17 protein-coding genes are annotated in these 19,306 nt (G+C 56.0%); 15 read left to right on the top strand and 2 right to left on the bottom strand.

Features of this window, described 5'->3' with window-relative positions; genetic code table 11:
* Positions 1-99: 99 nt before the first annotated feature.
* Entirely contained in the window at positions 100-1,752 is a 1,653-nt protein-coding gene (gene flgK / locus AC4PCC_RS12775) for a flagellar hook-associated protein FlgK (RefSeq protein WP_492124776.1), read from the top strand.
* Positions 1,753-1,774: 22 nt separating this feature from the next.
* On the top strand, positions 1,775-2,740 hold the full coding sequence (gene flgL / locus AC4PCC_RS12770) for a flagellar hook-associated protein FlgL (protein ID WP_492124775.1): 966 nt from the start codon (positions 1,775-1,777) through the stop codon (positions 2,738-2,740).
* Positions 2,741-3,163: 423 nt separating this feature from the next.
* Here the strand turns inward: flgL and rne are convergent, their stop codons facing one another.
* A complete protein-coding gene (gene rne / locus AC4PCC_RS12765) occupies positions 3,164-7,126 on the bottom strand; it encodes a ribonuclease E (RefSeq protein WP_492124774.1) in 3,963 nt (1,320 codons plus the stop codon).
* Positions 7,127-7,819: 693 nt separating this feature from the next.
* Between rne and rluC the strand changes: the two genes are divergently transcribed.
* Positions 7,820-8,782 (top strand): 23S rRNA pseudouridine(955/2504/2580) synthase RluC, encoded by a 963-nt coding sequence (gene rluC / locus AC4PCC_RS12760; RefSeq protein ID WP_492124773.1) that lies wholly within the window; start codon positions 7,820-7,822, stop codon positions 8,780-8,782.
* A 36-nt stretch (positions 8,783-8,818) separates the two neighbouring features.
* On the opposite strand, the gene AC4PCC_RS12755 is transcribed toward rluC, so the two are convergent.
* Positions 8,819-9,400: a Maf family protein gene (locus AC4PCC_RS12755; RefSeq protein ID WP_492124772.1), complete on the bottom strand. Its 582-nt coding sequence runs from the start codon at positions 9,398-9,400 to the stop codon at positions 8,819-8,821.
* A 142-nt stretch (positions 9,401-9,542) separates the two neighbouring features.
* Between AC4PCC_RS12755 and yceD the strand changes: the two genes are divergently transcribed.
* From yceD to holB, 12 genes are all read left to right on the top strand, one after another.
* On the top strand, positions 9,543-10,064 hold the full coding sequence (gene yceD / locus AC4PCC_RS12750) for a 23S rRNA accumulation protein YceD (protein ID WP_492124771.1): 522 nt from the start codon (positions 9,543-9,545) through the stop codon (positions 10,062-10,064).
* A gap of 15 nt (positions 10,065-10,079) precedes the next feature.
* Positions 10,080-10,250: a 50S ribosomal protein L32 gene (gene rpmF, locus AC4PCC_RS12745; RefSeq protein ID WP_073980962.1), complete on the top strand. Its 171-nt coding sequence runs from the start codon at positions 10,080-10,082 to the stop codon at positions 10,248-10,250.
* A 26-nt stretch (positions 10,251-10,276) separates the two neighbouring features.
* Positions 10,277-11,311: a phosphate acyltransferase PlsX gene (gene plsX / locus AC4PCC_RS12740; protein WP_492124770.1), complete on the top strand. Its 1,035-nt coding sequence runs from the start codon at positions 10,277-10,279 to the stop codon at positions 11,309-11,311.
* A 6-nt stretch (positions 11,312-11,317) separates the two neighbouring features.
* Positions 11,318-12,271: a beta-ketoacyl-ACP synthase III gene (locus AC4PCC_RS12735; RefSeq protein WP_492124769.1), complete on the top strand. Its 954-nt coding sequence runs from the start codon at positions 11,318-11,320 to the stop codon at positions 12,269-12,271.
* Positions 12,272-12,287: 16 nt separating this feature from the next.
* Positions 12,288-13,211 carry an ACP S-malonyltransferase gene (fabD, locus tag AC4PCC_RS12730; protein ID WP_492124768.1) on the top strand — a complete coding sequence of 308 codons (924 nt, stop codon included), beginning with the start codon at positions 12,288-12,290 and terminating at the stop codon, positions 13,209-13,211.
* Positions 13,212-13,230: 19 nt separating this feature from the next.
* Positions 13,231-13,965, top strand: coding sequence for a 3-oxoacyl-ACP reductase FabG (fabG, locus tag AC4PCC_RS12725; protein ID WP_492127516.1), 735 nt, complete (start codon positions 13,231-13,233; stop codon positions 13,963-13,965).
* 153 nt (positions 13,966-14,118) lie between these two features.
* Positions 14,119-14,355, top strand: coding sequence for an acyl carrier protein (gene acpP, locus AC4PCC_RS12720; RefSeq protein WP_004157115.1), 237 nt, complete (start codon positions 14,119-14,121; stop codon positions 14,353-14,355).
* A gap of 88 nt (positions 14,356-14,443) precedes the next feature.
* On the top strand, positions 14,444-15,685 hold the full coding sequence (fabF, locus tag AC4PCC_RS12715) for a beta-ketoacyl-ACP synthase II (protein ID WP_492124767.1): 1,242 nt from the start codon (positions 14,444-14,446) through the stop codon (positions 15,683-15,685).
* 168 nt (positions 15,686-15,853) lie between these two features.
* A complete protein-coding gene (gene pabC / locus AC4PCC_RS12710) occupies positions 15,854-16,654 on the top strand; it encodes an aminodeoxychorismate lyase (protein ID WP_492124766.1) in 801 nt (266 codons plus the stop codon).
* A gap of 12 nt (positions 16,655-16,666) precedes the next feature.
* Positions 16,667-17,680, top strand: a complete 1,014-nt coding sequence (gene mltG / locus AC4PCC_RS12705; RefSeq protein WP_492124765.1) for an endolytic transglycosylase MltG — start codon at positions 16,667-16,669, stop codon at positions 17,678-17,680.
* The gene (gene tmk / locus AC4PCC_RS12700) at positions 17,677-18,309 is read left to right on the top strand and encodes a dTMP kinase (RefSeq protein ID WP_492124764.1); all 633 of its coding nucleotides are present in this window, start codon (positions 17,677-17,679) and stop codon (positions 18,307-18,309) included. Before mltG ends, tmk begins: the two co-directional genes overlap by 4 nt.
* Positions 18,306-19,295 (top strand): DNA polymerase III subunit delta', encoded by a 990-nt coding sequence (gene holB, locus AC4PCC_RS12695; protein ID WP_492124763.1) that lies wholly within the window; start codon positions 18,306-18,308, stop codon positions 19,293-19,295. Before tmk ends, holB begins: the two co-directional genes overlap by 4 nt.
* The last annotated feature ends 11 nt before the right edge of the window (positions 19,296-19,306 follow it).

The following is a 19,306-nucleotide window of genomic DNA, read 5'->3' as shown; positions in this document are numbered from 1 at the left end:
GGTTTAACCGATAACTCTAACAAGCCGGATTTGCGTTAAGCGCAGCCGCAGAATCTTCTTACCTGCCCGTGCCGTGGCCTGGGTACAAAAGGAACCGAGATGTCTAATTTAATCAATACCGCGATGTCCGGGTTAAGCGCCGCTCAGGCCGCGTTAAACACCACCAGTAATAACATCAGTAACTACAGCGTTGCCGGTTATTCGCGTCAGACGACGATTCTGGCGCAGGCAAACAGCACGCTGACCGGCGCGAGCTATGTGGGTAACGGCGTCTCCGTTTCCAGCGTCAACCGGGAGTATGATGCCTTTATTACTAATCAGCTGCGCAACGCCAGCACGCAGTCCAGCGCGCTGACCACGCAGTACAATCAGCTGTCTAATATCGATAAAATGTTCTCCAGCACCACCAACACCTTATCGACCAATATGCAGGACTTCTTCTCCTCGCTACAGACGCTGGTCAGTAACGCGAGCGATTCGTCCGCGCGTCAGACCGTGCTGGGCAAGGCCGACGGCCTGGTCAATCAGTTCCAGGTGACGGATACCTATCTGCGTAATCTCGACAGCAGCCTGAATACGTCCGTTTCCTCTACCGTCGACCAGGTAAACAGCTATACCAAACAGATTGCGAATATTAACCAGCAGATCACCAAATTAAAGGGTGCGGGCGCGGGCAGCGAGCCGAACGATCTGCTGGATCAGCGCGATCAGCTGGTCAGTTCTCTGAATAACCTGGTGGGTGTGACCGTCAGTCAGCAGGATGGCGGCAGCTACAACATCAGCATGGGCAACGGTATCTCACTGGTGCAGGGCGACAGCGCCAGCCAGCTGGCCGCCGTGCCATCGAGCAGCGATCCAAACCGGACCACCCTCGCCACCGTTGACGCCGTCACCGGCGCCACCACCGAAATTCCTGAAAAGCTGGTGACCACCGGCTCGCTGGGTGGCCTGCTGTCGTTTCGCACCGATCTGGATAATACCCGTAATCAGCTGGGGCAGCTGGCGATGACGCTGGGCGACAGCTTTAACACCCAGCATGAAGCGGGCTATGACGTGAACGGCGACAAGGGCGAGGCTTTCTTTAAACTCGGCAGCCCGTCAGTCACGGCCAATACCAAAAATACCAGCACCGCCTCCGTCAGCGCCGCGTGGACCGATACCAGTAAGGTGCAGGCCTCCAATTACAAGGTGAGCTACGACGGGTCAAACTGGAACGTAACGCGCCTGTCGGATAATGCCAGCGTAACCGCCACCTCTGGCACCGACAGCAGCGGTAACTCCACGCTGGCCTTTGACGGCCTGCAGCTGACGGTCAGCGGCACCCCGGCGGCGAAAGACAGCTTTCTGGTGAAACCGGTCTCTGACGTCATAGTTAATATGGACGTGAATATTACCGATGAGTCTAAAGTTGCCGCCGCCGGTGCCGATGATGGAGTGAGTGATAACACCAACGCTCAGTCGCTTTTAGATCTGCAAACCAAAAAGGTCATCAACAGCAACAGCACCCTGACCCAGGGCTATGCCAGCATGGTGGCGAATATTGGTAACAAAACCAGCAATCTGGAAGCGACCAGTACCACCCAGACCAATGTGGTAACTCAGCTGACCAATCAGCAGCAGTCGGTTTCCGGCGTTAATCTGGATGAAGAGTACGGCAATCTGACTCGCTATCAGCAGTATTACTCGGCTAACGCCCAGGTCCTGCAGACTGCCAGCACCATTTTCAATGCGCTTATCAGCGCCATTAGCTGATAACTGAATTAAGGAATCCGTCATGCGTCTCAGTACTTCCATGATCTACGATCAGCAGATGCGCGGCATCAGCAGTTCGCAGGCGAGCTGGCTGAAGGTCGGTGAACAGCTCTCTTCCGGTAAGCGCGTGGTGACCCCGTCTGATGACCCGGTTGCGGCAGCCCAGGCGGTCGTGCTGGGGCAGGCTCAGTCCCAGAACACGCAGTATAAAACCGCGAGAACCTTTGCGACTAACGGGATCTCGCAGGAAGAGACCACGCTACAGCAGGTGACCAGCGTCATTCAGCAGGCGCAGACCGTGGTGGTTGCGGCGGCTAACGGCACGCTGTCAGATGATGACCGCGCATCCTATGCTACACAGCTGACCGGGATCCGCGCGCAGCTGCTCAACCTGGCAAACTCTACCGATGGCAATGGCAGCTATATTTTCGCTGGTTATAAGACCAACAGCGCGCCCTTTACCACCGATGCCAGCGGCAGCGTCTCCTATACCGGCGGCACTACTGCAATTACGCAGAAAGTGGATGCTAACCGCACCATGGTGACCAGCCATACCGGTAGCCAGGTCTTTATGTCGCTGACCAGCAACGCTAAAGCGGAGCCGGACGGCAGTACCAGCGAAGGGAATATCTTCAACACCCTGGATACGGCGATTGCCTCGCTGAATACGCCGCTGGCCAGCGCCGATGATGCGGCAACTACGGCAGCCAGCGCTGCGATTGACAAAACCAGCCGGGGATTAAGTAACTCGCTAAACAACGTGCTGAAAGTGCGTTCCGAGCTGGGTACGCAGCTTAATGAGCTGGATAACCTGAATTCAAAAGGTGACGACACCGCCACCAATCAGGCAACGGAAATGAGCGGGCTGGTTGACGTGGATTACACCAGCGCTATCTCGTCCTACACCATGCAGCAGACGGCCCTGCAGGCCTCTTATAAAGTCTTTACCGACATGTCCAGCATGTCCCTGTTTAAACTGAACGGCTAGTCACTTTAATTTGAACGTGCTTAAACCGGGTACGTTCACCTTCTCCCGCTATTGGGGCTAACCATCCGATAGCGGGTTTTTTTTGTCTGCATTATCCCCGTTTAGCGATTCAGCATGGCTTCATCTCTGTCTCTGTTTGGAGTGGCTTTTCGTTCAGCCAAATCAGCGCATTAAACCTACTCAGCCCGACACCTCTAAACCTACTCAGCGACACCTCTGTTCAATGACATGCTGTAAACCCAACTCAACACCGGCACCCGCACTGTTGGCCGGATAGCAATGCAGTCGGTCGTGCAGTATCAGTATCAGTATCAGTATCAGTATCAGTATCAGTATCAGTATCAGTATTAGTATCGGTATCGCGACGGGGAAGATAAAAAAAAGCCCCGGTCAACTGACCAGGGCTTTTATTAGCAGAGAGGGTTAATCCTGCGGGCGCGTTGCAGGCGCGGTGGCCTGGTGCGTTGCAGCATGTCCACCCGCTGCACCTTTACCGTCAAAGTTATAGGCCGGACGTACCCAGTCACCCTGGCGTGACGAGTCGGACTCAGGCGTATAATCAGGCGCAGGTGCTTTGGTCATTGGCGCGGCGGCATGATGCTTCCAGGCGGAAACCGGCGCATTCTCAGCCACTACCGCTTCGCTGGCGACCGGCGCCGCCGCGGCAGATTCTGCATCGGGAGCGCTGGTAACAGTAGCGGGCTCTGCGGCAGGGGACTGCGCAGGGGCAAATGCACTGTTGCTTTCGGCCACTGGCTGACTTTCGCCAGCCTGCGGAGCGGAAGCTGACGCCTGAGTTACCGGCGCGGATTCATGCTGAACAGCGGCAGTTTCACCCTGCGCTGGCGCGGATTCAGGCTGTGCAGCAGGCGTTTCAACGTGCGCAGGCGCGGATTCAGGCTGTGCAGCAGGCGTTTCAACGTGCGCAGGCGCGGATTCACGCTGTGCAGCAGGCGTTTCAACGTGCGCAGGCGCGGATTCACGCTGGGCAGCAGGCGTTTCACCCTGCGCAGGCGCGGAGTCACGCTGGGCAGCAGCGGCTTCAGCCGGGGCCGAAGCAGGCTCGTCACGGGCCGGAACCGGCGCATGGGGCTCAGAGGTCGCTTCCAGCGCAGCGGAGCGTGAAGGCACGTCTTCTCGCGTCCCGGCGTTCACATCAGCGGCACTGTCGGCAGCCAGCTGGCTGGCGGCGTCGGCAATACGCGTTTCTGATGACGAACGGTCGGTGGGCTCTACAGACGGACTGACCGATGCTTCTACAACGGGTTTGATCTCATTAGCAGCAACGGCCTGTTCAGAGATGCTTTTCGCAGTCTGTTCATCAGCGGCCGAAATCACCGAAGGCTGCTGATTTACCGGCGCGTCAATCGCATCCGTTTCGTCGGTATTAACCAGCGTCACCTGCGGCTTCTCTTCCGGCTGAGGTTCGGCGATATGCACCGGCTCTGCCTCACCCTGATTCAGAGCTGACTGATCGGCACCCTCTGCAACGGCGAAAGCGTCTGCCTGATCCTGATGGCCATACTCAGGCACAACAGACTGCTCGGGCTCAGCGTGCTCATCAGTTACCTGCGCAACCGGGTAGGAGATCCACACTTTACCTGAAGCCATTTCCGGGGAAGCGGCTGCGAAAGTCAGTGGCATCGGCGACTGATTTGGATAGCGCTCGTCACGATAGCGACGACGGCGCTGTCCGCTGACGCGCAGATGGCGAGGCGAACGACGTGAGCGACGCGGCATGCTGTCACGCTCGTCTCCCTCATCGGCTTCGGCCACGGGTTCTACAGCGACAGGCTTTTCTTCGTCGGAAGGTTCTGACGTGCTCTCTTCGGTGTTGAAAGAGCGCGCAGCAGTCTGCTCAGCGGTTTCGATACGCACTTTTTGGTTTAGCTGGCGCGGTTTACGGCGCGGCATCACCTCAACGGTGTCGTCGCTGGTTTCAGCAACCTCTTCCAGCACTGCCGGTTCTTGCAGCTGATCTTCCTGCACCGTCGGACGTTTATCATCCTGGCGGCGGCGTGAACGATCGTTGCGTTCGCGACGCGGTTGCTGCTCGATGGCGGCTTCGTCAGTTAACTGAACCTCTTCGCGGACCTCATCCTGAACGACGACGTTGCGCTTGTTACGACGGGTATCTTCGCGGCCTTCAGCAGCAGGATCGCGATCGCGGACCATACGTTCGTTGCGGTTCGCGTTACGATCCCCACGGTCATTATTGCGTTCGCCACGGTTGTTATTGCGCTCACCACGTTCGTTACGGTCGTTGTTACGCTCGCCACGGTCGTTATTACGTTCGTTACGGTCGTTGTTACGCTCGCCACGGTCGTTATTACGTTCGTTACGATCGTTGTTACGCTCGCCACGGTCGTTGTTACGTTCGTTACGGTCGTTGTTACGTTCGTTACGGTCGTTGTTACGCTCGCCACGGTCGTTGTTACGTTCGTTACGGTCGTTATTGCGTTCGCTGCTGTTGCGATCGCCGTAGCGTTCACCACGCTCACCGTTACGGTCGCGACGATTATTCTGTCGGCGATTGTTACGGCGCTCACCGCGCGGGGCGGCTGGCGCGGCGACGGGCGCCTTCTCTTCCACGACTTCTGGCTGAGCCTCAGCGACCTGCGGCTTCTCTTCGCCCGCAAACATCTTCTTCAGGCCACGGACGAAGCGGCCCAGCAGGCTACCTTCGGACGCAGCAGCAGGGGCTTTTGGCGCGGCTGTCGCTTCAGGTGCAGCGATTGCTGGCGCTTCAGGGACTTTTTCCTGCGGCATTGGCGGAGCATCAGGCATGACAAAGGCCGCCAGAGCAGGTTGCTCCGGGCGCTTGCGCTCAGCGTGATCTTCTTCAGACGGCAGCGCCATCTCGGCTTCATGCAGCTTCGGCAGGTGGTAGCTGAGCGTCTGCGTCTCTTCGCCCGTACGTACGCGCAGGACGGAGTAGTGCGGCGTCTCCATCTGATCGTTTGGCACGATGATGGCGCGAACGCCGCCCTGGCGCTTTTCAATCGCGCTCACCGCTTCACGTTTCTCATTAAGCAGGTAAGAGGCGATTTGCACCGGCACGATGGCGTGGACTTCTTTGGTATTTTCCTTCAGCGCTTCTTCTTCAATCAGTCGAAGAATAGAGAGCGACAGGGACTCGTTATCACGAATGGTTCCGGTACCGCTACAGCGCGGGCAGACGTGGTGGCTTGACTCACCCAGCGACGGGCTGAGGCGCTGGCGTGACATTTCCAGCAGGCCGAAACGTGAAATATGGCTGATCTGAATGCGGGCACGATCCTGACGGACGGCGTCACGCAGACGGTTTTCAACCGCACGCTGATGGCGAACCGGCGTCATATCAATGAAGTCGATAACGATCAGCCCGCCCAAATCGCGCAGGCGCAGCTGGCGGGCGATCTCGTCGGATGCCTCCAGGTTAGTATTAAACGCCGTTTCTTCAATATCGCCGCCGCGGGTAGCGCGTGCGGAGTTAATATCAATGGCGGTCAGCGCTTCGGTAGTATCAATAACAATCGACCCACCGGAAGGCAGGCGAACTTCACGCTGGAAAGCGGATTCAATCTGCGATTCAATCTGGTAGTGGCTGAACAGCGGGATTTCACCGGTATAGAGTTTAATCTTGCTGCTGAAGTCCGGACGGCCAAGCGCAGCGATATGCTGACGGGCCAGCTCCAGGACTTTAGGATTATCAATCAGGATTTCGCCGATATCCTGACGCAGGTAGTCACGGAAAGCGCGCACGATAACGTTGCTTTCCTGATGGATCAGGAATGGGGCAGGGCGGTTTTCAGCGGCTTTTTTAATCGCTTCCCAGTGCTTCATGCGGAAGCTAAGATCCCACTGCAACGCCTCGGCTGACTTGCCAACGCCGGCGGTGCGGACAATCAGACCCATCCCTTCCGGCAGTTCCAGCGCGGAAAGCGCCTCTTTCAGTTCGGTGCGGTCGTCTCCTTCGATACGGCGAGAGATGCCACCCGCGCGCGGGTTATTTGGCATCAGCACCAGATAGCTACCGGCCAGACTGATAAAGGTGGTCAGGGCTGCGCCTTTATTTCCGCGCTCTTCTTTATCAATTTGAACAATGACTTCCTGACCCTCACGCAGGACTTCCTTAATATTAGGGCGACCGTGAGAGGCGTAGTTACTGGGAAAGTATTCGCGAGAAATTTCTTTGAGGGGGAGAAAGCCATGTCGCTCAGCGCCGTAGTCGACGAAGGCGGCTTCAAGACTGGGTTCAATACGGGTAATTTTGCCTTTATAGATATTCGCTTTCTTTTGTTCGTGCCCCGGGCTTTCAATATCCAGGTCGTACAAGCGCTGACCATCCACCAGGGCAACACGCAACTCCTCTTGCTGAGATGCGTTAATTAACATTCTTTTCATCGTAACTTACTCATTATTCTTGCATTAGTGACAAAGCTACGGGCAATAGTAACGCTGGACGCGATCGACCGATGACCCCGAGACTCATCGCAGCGCCGCCAACCTCACGGGTGTCGGCGTCTCCAGGGGTGCTAATTCTCGGCAGCCTGTTTTTCATTTGGAAAAACAGCGCTTTTAAAAGGAGGAACTGCCAGCATCAAACCGCGTGAACCAGTCCCGTCTTGTCGTCCAGGCTGCAACCCGCAGCCCGCTAAATGCCTGATTACCCAAAACGTCTTACGCCATTGCTGCGTGTAAGGGCTATCCGGCAAAACTTATTATTACACTATATCCTTCCTATCGGATAAGGCCCGGAGCGGGTCGCGTTAACTCACCCGACTTGCTTACCCTGTAAGCTCATCGCGCTGTTCGCACTCGCCGTCCTTAAGACGTTCCCGATAATTTGGTTATATTTACTTGTTTCACAAGGTTTAGCGAGGAAACGATTCTCATTATTCCATCGCCAACCCTGTGTTAGCAAGGTGACTTTTCCTGCAACAGGCAGTTTATTGTCCATTTAAACGCGATTTGCCTCACACGAATGCAAATTGCCTAAAAACTGGACGAAAAATTCCCTTACATAAAGAGTCACTGTCAGTTAAGCACAGAAAAAGAAGTGGCGCTATGGTGGCGCGGTAATTAGAATCGCCGACCATGAAAACCAATACTCCAGCAGTACGCATCGTGACCATTACCGTCGATGAGGCTGAACAGCGCATTGATAATTTTTTACGCACTCAGCTTAAGGGCGTGCCGAAAAGCATGATTTACCGCATCTTGCGTAAAGGCGAAGTGCGGGTGAACAAAGGTCGAATTAAACCCGAATATAAGCTACAGCCGGGGGATGAGGTTCGCATTCCTCCCGTGCGGGTTGCCGAACGTGAAGATGCGGCCATTTCGCCGAAGCTGGATAAGGTTGCCGCCCTCGCCAGCGCTATCCTTTATGAGGATGATTATCTCCTGGTGATCAACAAACCGTCAGGCACGGCGGTACACGGCGGCAGTGGCCTGAGCTTCGGCGTAATTGAAGGCCTGCGCGCGCTGCGGCCCGAGGCGCGGTTTCTTGAGCTGGTACACCGTCTGGACCGCGATACCTCCGGTCTGCTGCTGGTCGCCAAAAAACGTTCCGCCCTGCGCGCGCTGCATGAGCAGCTGCGTGAGAAAAGCATGCAGAAGGATTATCTGGCGCTGGTGCGTGGCCAGTGGCCTTCGCATATTAAATCTGTCCAGGCGCCGCTGCTTAAAAATATTCTGCAAAGCGGTGAGCGGATTGTTCGGGTTAACAGCGAGGGTAAACCCTCAGAAACCCGATTTAAGGTTGAAGAGCGTTTCGCCTGTGCCACGCTGGTGAAGGCCAGCCCGGTGACCGGCCGTACCCACCAGATTCGCGTACATACGCTGCATGCCGGGCATCCGATTGCCTGTGACGATCGCTATGGTGAACGCGACTTTGATCAACATTTAGCCCCAACCGGGCTGAAAAGACTGTTTCTGCATGCGGCCGCGCTTAAGTTTACCCATCCTGACACGGGCGAGGTGATGCGGGTTGAAGCGCCGCTGGATGGCGAACTAAAACGCTGCCTTGACGTGCTGCGCAAAACTTCTCCCGCAAGATAATCCTCATTTTCAGGGCAGGAGAGGCCTGCCCTGAAGCTACCCAAGCGGATCCATGCCTGCCTGACGCAGCATGTCGCACAGCGCGATCAGCGGTAATCCTATCAGCGCATTGGGATCGCGTCCCGACAACCGATCAAATAGCGTAATTCCCAGTCCTTCACATTTAAAACTGCCCGCGCAGCTTAGCGGCTGCTCTCTGTCGATATAATTTTCAATTTCGCGGTCGGTTAACTCCCTGAAATCGACGCTGAAGGGTTCACAAATAACCTGTAAGCGATTATTCCGGCTCTCGAACAGCGCCAGTCCGGTATAAAAGACCACGCTATGGCCACTGGCACGCCGCAATTGCTGACGGGCCTTTTCCGGCGTATGGGGTTTGCCGGTTATTTTTCCGTCAATAACGCAAACCTGATCGGAGCCAATAATCAGATGGTCAGAATAGCGCCCGGCCAGCGCCCGGGCTTTCGCTTCGGCCAGACGCGTTACCAGCGCAGTGGCCGATTCACCGGGCTGCGGCGTTTCATCCACCTCAGGTGCTGCGGTAATAAAAGGCAATGCCAGCTTCGCTAACAGCGCCTGGCGGAAAGGAGAGGTTGAAGCTAAAACCAGTTGGGTCATATTTTTTTCCGGAATAGATAGCGGATCTGAGCGGCGCATTTTAAACTGTGCGCCGCACTGGATGCGAATTATGGGTGAAAGATGTCGTAAAGCGGCCTTTTTCTTTGACTCTATCTCGTTACAAAGTTAATATGCGCGCCCTATGCAAAAGGTAAAATTACCCCTGACTCTCGATCCGGTTCGTACCGCTCAAAAGCGCCTGGACTACCAGGGCGTTTACACCCCTGAACAGGTGGAGCGTATTACCGAATCGGTAGTGAGCGTGGACAGTGATGTTGATTGTAAGATGTCGTTCGCGATTGATAACCAGCGTTTAGCGGTACTTAAGGGTACTGCTGCGGTCTCCGTTACGCTGTGTTGCCAACGCTGCGGTCAAACTTTTCCGCAACATGTCCACGTGACGTACTGCTTTAGCCCTGTCGTTACTGACGAGCAGGCTGAAGCACTGCCGGAAGCGTACGAGCCGATCGAGGTCAACGAGTTTGGCGAAATCGATCTGCTGGCGGTGGTTGAAGATGAAATTATCCTCGCCCTGCCTGTCGTTCCGGTGCATGATTCTGAACACTGTGAAGTGTCCGAGGCGGACATGGTCTTTGGTAAGTTGCCTCCCGAGGCAGAAAAACCAAACCCATTTGCCGTATTAGCCAGTTTAAAGCGTAAGTAATTAGGAGTAAGGTCCATGGCCGTACAACAGAATAAACCAACCCGTTCCAAGCGTGGCATGCGTCGTTCGCACGATGCTCTGACTACAGCAACTCTTTCCGTAGATAAAGTTTCTGGCGAAACGCATCTGCGTCACCACATCACTGCGGATGGTTACTACCGCGGTCGCAAGGTCATCGCTAAGTAATTCCTGCGGAACAGCGCGGCGATACTTTGACACGTCTGACCCTGGCACTCGATGCCATGGGCGGGGACTTCGGTCCCTGCGTGACAGTGCCTGCTGCAATGCAGGCACTGGCCTCCGATCTGCATTTGCATCTTCTTCTGGTCGGCGATCCCGACAAAATCAAGCCATTACTTGCAAAAGCTGATTCAGCCGCACTCGCGCGCCTGCAGGTTATTCCTGCCGAGTCGGTTATTGCCAGTGATGCCAAACCCTCCTGGGCCATCCGACACAGTCGCGGCTCCTCCATGCGCGTGGCGCTGGAGCTGGTTAAAGAGGGGCGGGCAGCGGCGTGCGTCAGTGCCGGGAATACCGGTGCGCTGATGGGGCTGTCAAAACTGCTATTAAAACCGCTGGAAGGCATTGAGCGTCCGGCGCTGATGACCGTTCTGCCCCACCAGAGGCAGGGCAAAACGGTGTTGCTGGACCTGGGCGCGAATGTGGAGTCGGACAGCGCGATGCTGGTGCAGTTTGCCATTATGGGCGCGGTGGTGGCAGAAGAGTTACTGACCATTACTCACCCACGCGTAGCGCTGCTGAATATCGGCCAGGAAGAGAATAAAGGTATCGCCAGCATCCGCGATGCGGCTGATATACTGCGTGAATCGCCAGATATTAACTATATTGGTTACCTTGAAGGTAACGATCTTCTTACCGGTAAAACGGATGTGCTTGTCTGCGATGGATTCGTGGGCAATATCACGCTAAAGACCATGGAGGGCGTGGTAAGAATGTTTCTTTCGCTGTTGAAATCACAGGGCGAAGGTAAAAAGAGGGTATGGTGGTTGTCGCTGCTGGGGCATTTACTTAAGAAACGCCTCGCCAGGCGCTTCGGCCATCTCAATCCCGACCAGTACAATGGCGCCTGTCTGTTAGGATTACGCGGTACGGTGATAAAAAGCCATGGCGCGGCCAATCAAAGCGCGTTCGCTGCGGCGATCGAACAGGCAGAGCAGGCGGTGCGGCGGCAAGTTCCGGAGCGGATTGCTGCCCGCCTTCAGGCTGTATTACCTAAGAGTGACTGAGCGGAAATGTATACGAAGATTATCGGTACGGGCAGCTATTTGCCCGAACAGGTGCGGACTAACGCCGATCTGGAAAAAATGGTGGATACGTCGGACGAGTGGATTGTCACCCGAACCGGTATCCGTGAGCGTCGTATTGCCGCGCCAGACGAAAATGTCGCAACCATGGGATTCCAGGCCGCCCGGCGCGCGCTGGAAATGGCCGGTATTGATAAAAACGATATCGGGCTGATCGTAGTCGCCACCACCTCATCCAGCCATGCCTTCCCCAGCTCGGCGTGCATGATCCAGCAGATGCTGGAAATTGATGATGCCGCGTCGTTCGACCTGGCGGCTGCCTGCGCAGGCTTTACCTACGGTCTTAGCGTTGCCGATCAGTACATCAAAAACGGTGCAGTGAAGAATGCACTGGTCATTGGCGCCGACGTGCTGGCGCGCATGCTCGATCCTGAAGATCGCGGCACAATCATTCTGTTCGGCGACGGTGCCGGTGCCGTCGTACTGGGTGCCAGCGAGGAGCCGGGCATCATCTCTACCCATCTTCATGCCGATGGCCGCTACGGCCAGCTGTTAACGCTGAGCAACCAGGATCGTGAGCATCAGGAACAGCCTTCCTACGTTACGATGGCGGGGAACGAGGTGTTCAAAGTAGCGGTTACTGAACTGGCGCATATTGTTGAAGAGACGCTCCAGGCCAACAATCTTGATCGCGAAGCCATTGACTGGCTGGTCCCCCATCAGGCAAATCTGCGTATTATCAATGCCACTGCCCGCAAGCTGGGCATGGGGATGGAAAAAGTGGTGGTGACGCTGGATCGTCATGGTAATACCTCTGCGGCCTCGGTCCCGACAGCGCTCGACGAAGCGGTGCGCGATGGTCGTATTCAGCGCGGCCAGCTGATCCTGCTGGAAGCCTTCGGCGGTGGATTCACCTGGGGCTCGGCGCTGGTTCGTTTTTGATTAACAGGAAATGACAATGACGCAATTTGCAATGGTTTTTCCCGGTCAGGGCTCACAGACGCCTGGCATGCTGGCTGAACTGGCAGCGGAAAACCCAACAGTTGAAAAAACCTTTGGCGAAGCTTCTGCGGCGCTGGGCTATGACCTGTGGGCGCTGGTGCAGAATGGGCCTGCTGAAGAACTGAACAAAACCTGGCAAACGCAGCCCGCGCTGCTGGCTGCATCTGTTGCTATTTTCCGCGTTTGGCAGGAAAAAGGCGGCAAGATGCCAGCAATGCTGGCGGGACACAGCCTGGGCGAGTATAGTGCGCTGGTTTGTGCAGGCGTGCTTGAGTTTACTGATGCTATCAGGCTGGTAGAGCTGCGCGGAAAACTGATGCAGGAAGCGGTGCCGGAAAGCACGGGTGCCATGCAGGCCATTATTGGTCTGGACGATGCCTCTATCGCAAAAGCCTGCGAAGAGTCTGCCCAGGGCCAGGTTGTTTCACCGGTTAACTACAACTCGCCAGGGCAGGTTGTGATTGCCGGAAATAAAGAAGCCGTTGAGCGTGCGGGTATCGCGTGCAAGGCCGCTGGCGCCAAACGTGCGCTACCGCTGCCGGTCAGCGTACCTTCACACTGCGCGCTGATGAAGCCCGCCGCGGACAAGCTGGCGATAGCGCTGGAGAAGTTGACCTTCAACGCCCCGACTGTACCGGTCGTGAATAATGTTGATGTCAAATGCGAGACCTCGGCTGAGGCTATCCGCAGTGCGCTGGTTCGTCAGCTGTACAGCCCGGTTCGCTGGACCGGCTGTGTGGAATTTATGGCAGCCCAGGGCGTAACGTCGCTGCTGGAAGTGGGGCCGGGTAAAGTGCTAACTGGCCTGACTAAGCGTATCGTTGATACCCTGACGGCGGCACCGGTGAACGATCCGGCCAGCCTGTCCGCTGCGCTTTAACAGTTATACGAGGAAGATGATGAGCTTTGAAGGAAAAATTGCGCTGGTAACGGGCGCAAGTCGCGGAATTGGGCGCGCTATCGCTGAAACGCTGGCCGCACGCGGTGCAACAGTGATTGGCACCGCCACCAGCCAGAGCGGCGCGGATGCAATCAGTGCTTATCTCGGCAGCAAGGGCAAAGGCCTGTCGCTGAACGTGACTGAAACGGCTTCTATTGAGCAGGTGCTTGAAAATATTCGCGCCGGGTTTGGTGAAGTCGACATTTTAGTCAATAATGCAGGCATCACGCGCGACAATCTTCTGATGCGGATGAAGGATGATGAGTGGCAGGATATCCTGGAAACGAATCTGACTTCCGTTTTCCGCCTGTCAAAAGCGGTAATGCGCGCTATGATGAAGAAGCGCGCAGGCCGAATTATTACCATCGGTTCCGTTGTCGGAACGATGGGTAATGCGGGCCAGGCAAACTATGCAGCAGCAAAAGCAGGTTTGATTGGCTTTAGCAAATCACTGGCGCGTGAAATCGCGTCACGTGGTATTACCGTTAACGTTGTGGCTCCTGGTTTCATTGAAACCGACATGACGCGTACGTTGACTGAAGATCAGCGTACGGGCATTCTGGCGGAAGTGCCTGCGGGGCGCCTTGGCGACCCACAGGAAATCGCCAATGCCGTTGCATTTTTAGCCTCCGACGAGGCGGCGTACATCACTGGTGAAACGCTTCACGTCAACGGCGGAATGTATATGGTCTGATAATCACGAAATTATTTGCGTTATTTGCGGCGAATCCCGCAAAATAACGTAAAATCGTGGTTAGACCAGCCGGGATTTAGTTGCATCTTTTTCAACATTTTATACACTACGAAAACCATCGCGAAAGCGAGTTTTGATAGGAAATTTAATAGTATGAGCACTATCGAAGAACGCGTTAAGAAAATCATTGGCGAACAGCTTGGCGTTAAGCAGGAAGAAGTTGTAAATACTGCCTCTTTTGTAGAAGATCTGGGCGCTGATTCTCTTGATACCGTTGAGCTGGTTATGGCTCTGGAAGAAGAGTTTGATACCGAGATCCCGGATGAAGAAGCTGAGAAAATCACAACTGTTCAGGCTGCTATTGATTACATCAATGGTCACCAGGCTTAAGTGAGCATCTCCAGGCGGTCACTCGACCGCCTGAATTTTATCTGAACGTCCCACACAGTGTCATTTTTTCCCTCCCTGGAGGACGAACGTGTCTAAGCGTCGTGTAGTTGTGACTGGTCTTGGCATGTTGTCTCCTGTCGGCAATACCGTAGAGTCTACCTGGAATGCTCTTGTTGCCGGTCAGAGTGGCATCAGCCCGATCGACCATTTTGATACTAGTGCCTACGCAACGCGTTTTGCTGGCTTAGTAAAGGATTTTAACTGTGAAGAGTTTATCTCGCGTAAGGATCAGCGCAAGATGGACGCCTTTATTCAATATGGAGTTGTCGCTGGCATTCAGGCCATGCAGGATTCTGGCCTGGTCATCACCGATGAAAACGCCGACCGTATTGGTGCCGCTATCGGCTCTGGTATTGGTGGTCTTGGTCTGATCGAAGAGAACCACACATCTCTGGTCAACGGCGGTCCGCGTAAGATTAGCCCTTTCTTCGTGCCTTCTACGATTGTAAACATGATAGCCGGTCATCTGACTATTATGTTTGGCATGAAAGGTCCCAGCATTGCTATCTCTACCGCCTGTACGACCGGTGTGCATAACATCGGACAGGCAGCGCGCATCATTGCTTACAACGATGCCGATGTCATGCTGGCGGGCGGTGCAGAGAAGGGCAGTACCCCTCTGGGGATTGGCGGCTTTGGCGCGGCCCGGGCACTGTCTACCCGCAATGAGGATCCTCAGTCGGCAAGCCGTCCCTGGGACAAAGACCGCGACGGCTTCGTGCTGGGCGATGGCGCGGGTATCGTGATGCTGGAAGAGTATGAGCACGCGAAAAAACGCGGCGCGAAAATTTATGCTGAGCTGGTGGGCTTTGGCATGAGTAGCGATGCTTATCATATGACTTCTCCGCCGGAAAATGGTGCGGGTGCAGCACTGGCAATGGTCAATGCACTGAAAGATGCGCAGCTTTCACCGGAACAGATTGGCTATATCAACGCGCATGGCACCTCAACGCCGGCCGGTGATAAAGCGGAAACGCAGGCGGTGAAGAGCGTCTTCGGCGCAGCTGCGTCAACCGTGATGGTCAGTTCAACGAAATCGATGACCGGGCATCTGTTAGGGGCCGCTGGTGCGGTTGAGTCAATCTACTCGATACTGGCGCTGCGCGATCAGGTTATTCCACCCACCATTAATCTGGATAACCCGGATGAAGGCTGTGACCTTGATTTCGTGCCGCATACCGCACGTCAGGTCAGTGGACTGGAATACGCATTGTGCAACTCCTTTGGCTTTGGCGGCACGAACGGCTCGCTGATCTTCCGACGGATCTAATCCCGCAATGTGGTATCTGAAGCCCCGCCCCAGCGGGGCTTTTTCATTTCTGGCTGCCGGCGCATCCGCATTTTTTAATCTTTATACAATTTAGTCCTGGCGATCGGATGAATCCGTTCGGGCTTACAGGTAATCTTTACCCCTATGTTATCGTCACCGGAGGGATGAATGGCCTGGATAAACGGCGAGTCACAAAACAGTCTTGCAGCAGCAGACCGTGCCGTGCATTTTGGCGACGGGTGTTTTACGACGGCGCGTATTGTTGAGGGTCAGATCGTTGCGCTGGAAGCCCATCTGCAACGGCTTGCTACAGGTTGTGATCGTCTGCGCATTGCGGCAGTTGACTGGGGCGCGCTGCGCGCTGAAATGATCTATGCGGCATCGCAACGCAGCGGTGGCGTCCTGAAAACGATTATTTCACGCGGCTCAGGTGGGCGCGGGTACAGTGCTGCGGGCTGTGACAGCCCGACGCGGATCCTCTACCTGTCACCCTATCCGCAACATTACGCCCAGCTGCGTGAAACCGGCGCCAGGCTGACGCTAAGTTCAGTCCGGCTGGGGCAAAATCCCCTGCTGGCGGGTATCAAACATCTGAATCGCCTGGAGCAGGTACTCATCCGTACAGAGCTTGAGCAGACCGAAGCCGACGAAGCCCTGGTGCTTGACACCGAAGGGTTGCTGGTGGAATGCTGTGCGGCAAATTTATTCTGGCGCAGGGGAGAGCAGGTTTACACGCCCGACCTGCACGCGTCTGGCGTTGAGGGTATTCAACGTCAGTGGGTTATTCATCAGTTAAAAGAGCGGGGGATCGCGCTGCATGAGGTCAGAATGCCGCCCGATACGCTTGCCAGTGCGGATGAGGTGTTTATCACTAATGCACTGATGCCCGTGGTGCCGGTCCGTCAGATCGACACGTGGCACTACGCTTCCCGCCAGTTGTTCAATTTGATTACTGCCAGAAACGTTTAACATGGACATTTCATGACACCTACGCGAAAAATTATTACCATCCTGGCGCTGGCCGCCGTGGCTGCTGTTGCCGTTTGTTACTGGCAGGTGCGTCAGTACGCGGATTCCACGCTGCCCATTCACGATGAAACGATATTCACCCTCCCGGCGGGCTCGGGCAGAGTGGTGCTGGAAGCCGAACTGAATAAACAGCATGTGGTGGCCAGTACCCGGTGGTTTGGCTGGTTACTGAAGCTGGAACCGGATCTGGCCAAATTTAAGGCGGGCACCTATCGCTTTACGCCGGGGATGACCGTCCGCCAGATGCTGGCGCTGCTGGCCAGCGGCAAAGAAGCCCAGTTCCCGATACGTTTTGTTGAGGGGACGCGCATGCAGGAGTGGCTGGCCGCACTGCGCACTGCACCCTATATTAAGCATACGCTATCGGCTGACAGTCTGACGGTGGTCGCCGCTGCCCTGGATCTGAAGGAGCAGGATGTTGAAGGCTGGTTTTATCCCGACACCTACTCCTATACGGCTAACACCACCGATGTTGCATTGCTGAAGCGCGCCCATGAGCGGATGGATCGTCTGGTTGATCAGCTGTGGCAGGAAAAAGCTGACGGCCTGCCCTATAAGGATAAGAACGACCTGGTGACCATGGCCTCGATTGTTGAAAAAGAGACGGCGATTGGAACAGAGCGAAGCCAGGTGGCATCGGTATTTATTAACCGTCTGCGTCTGGGCATGCGTCTGCAAACTGACCCAACGGTGATTTACGGTATGGGCGATCGCTATAAGGGCAGTCTGACGCGTAAGGATCTCGAAACGCCCAGCGACTGGAACACCTATATTATCCCTGGCATGCCGCCAGGACCGATTGCGATGCCGGGCAAGCCCTCGCTGGAAGCGGCGGCGCATCCGCTGAAAACAGACTTCCTCTATTTTGTTGCGGATGGTAAGGGAGGACATACCTTTACCACTAATCTCGCCAGTCATAATCGGGCGGTTCAGGCATGGCGTCTGGCCGTTAAGGAACAGAAATGAGCGGTAAGTTTATTGTGATTGAAGGGCTGGAGGGCGCAGGGAAAACCACCGCCCGTGACGTGGTGGTCGCTGAGCTAAGGCAGCAGGGGATCGCTGAGATCGTTTTTACCCGCGAACCGGGGGGAACGCCGCTGGCAGAAAAACTGCGCGATCTGATAAAGCAGGGCGTCGGGAATGAACGGATCACTGACCGGGCAGAATTATTAATGCTCTATGCCGCCCGGGTCCAGCTGGTGGAGAACGTCATTAAACCTGCCCTTGCCCGCGGCGCGTGGGTGGTGGGCGACCGTCACGATCTCTCCTCGCAGGCCTATCAGGGCGGTGGGCGCGGCATGGACAGCAACCTGATGGCGCAGCTGAAAAGCAGCGTGCTCGGTGATTTTGCCCCCGATATGACGCTCTATCTGGACGTCACACCTGAAATCGGCCTGCAACGTGCCCGGGCAAGAGGCGAGCTGGATCGTATTGAGCAGGAGTCGCTCAACTTCTTTACCCGCGTTCGCGAACGCTATCAGTCGCTGGCGGCCAGCGATCGGCGCATTACCACCATTGATGCCACCCAGCCACTGGAGCAGGTCACCCAGGCCATACGTGCATCGGTCGCGGGCTGGCTTAAGGCGCAGCTTTGATCTGGTATCCGTGGCTGAATCAACCCTACCGGCAGCTGGTCAGCCAGCACCAGGCGGGCAGAGGGCATCATGCCCTGTTATTGCAGTCGCTTCCCGGTATGGGCGATGCCTCGCTGGTGTGGGGGCTAAGCCGCTGGCTGATGTGCCAGCGCCGCGATGGCTTTAAAAGCTGTGGCACCTGCCACGCCTGCCAGCTTATGCAGGCGCATACGCATCCCGACTGGTATCAGCTTTCGCCGGAGAAGGGCAAGCAGTCACTGGGAATTGATGCCATTCGCGGCGTGACGGAAAAACTTTACCATCACGCCCAGCAGGGGGGCGCGAAGGTTGTCTGGCTGCCCGATGCGTCGCAGCTGACCGAGGCGGCGGCGAATGCTCTGTTAAAAACGCTGGAAGAGCCGCCCAAAAATACCTGGTTTCTGTTAAGCAGCCACCAGCCTGCGGATCTGCTGGCCACGCTGCGCAGCCGCTGTCAGAACTTTCATCTGGCACCGCCGCCGGAGGAGCCGAGCCTGAGCTGGCTGCAAAAACAGGTCGGGGCGCCTCAGGAGGCCTGTATCACCGCCCTGCGCCTGAGTGGGGGAGCACCGGGCGCAGCCCTTGCGCTGCTGGAAGAGAAGAGCTGGGCAGCGCGGGAAGCATTATGTCACGCACTGCCGGAGGCGCTGCAGTCGGATATGTTGCGCCTGCTGCCGGTTCTCAATCATGATGACGCGGCCAGGCGCATTGGCTGGCTGTGTGCGCTATTGGTGGATGCCCTCAAGTGGCAGCAGGGCGGTGGGGCTTTTATTGCGAACGCAGATCGCCAGCCGCTGATTGCCGGAATGGCGTCACAGCTTCCCGGCAGCGCGCTGGATCTCAGCCTGCGGGAATGGATTATCTGTCGCGATCGGCTGCTGCATGTCTCTGCCGTCAATCGCGAACTGTTATTAACCGATCGGCTGTTGGGCTGGGAGCAGATGCTGCACACCCCTACGGTCGGGTAAACGAACCCGAG

Source organism: Erwinia sp. L03-1, from assembly GCF_058686115.1.
This window is presented reverse-complemented; position numbering and strand designations above follow the sequence as displayed.